Genomic DNA, 445 nt, shown 5'->3' on the forward strand with positions numbered 1-445 from the left:
GTTCGCGCGTCATTTGCTCGATAGACAGATCGGGTTGGAAAAGATGGTGCTGGACGAATCGACGGGCGCGCTCGAGCAAGGTAGCCGAAATCGGGTCATGAGCTTCGGTGCGATGATCAGGAGATGGCGCGATGCAAACCTGGAGCATCGCTCGGGTCGCACTGAGCAAGCCTGGGAGATCGTCGACAGCCATCGTGGGAAGCCGCTGGACGAGACTGGCCAGATAGTCGGCTAGCAGCGGTCCCATGCCCCCACGAAGGACGGAGAACTCGGCCGCGGCGAGACCCCAGCTCATGTCACGGCAGAAGTCGCGGGGCACGAACAGCAGCAGCATTTCGCTGTCTGTAACGCTTCCCTCGAAGACCCGGCCAAGCGGATGCACCTGCACCGATCCGGCGTCCCCGTCGAAAGACCTGGAGGGAGTGATCGTCTGCGATCTGCCGTC

The 445-nt window shown here is 62.2% G+C and carries 1 pseudogene; it reads right to left on the minus strand.

Annotated features, from left to right (window positions below):
• Positions 1–388, minus strand: a pseudogene (locus ACWTU8_RS32720) (AraC family transcriptional regulator); the annotation flags it as partial.
• Between the last annotated feature and the right edge of the window lie 57 nt (positions 389–445).

This window comes from Mesorhizobium sp. BHbdii (assembly GCF_053848045.1).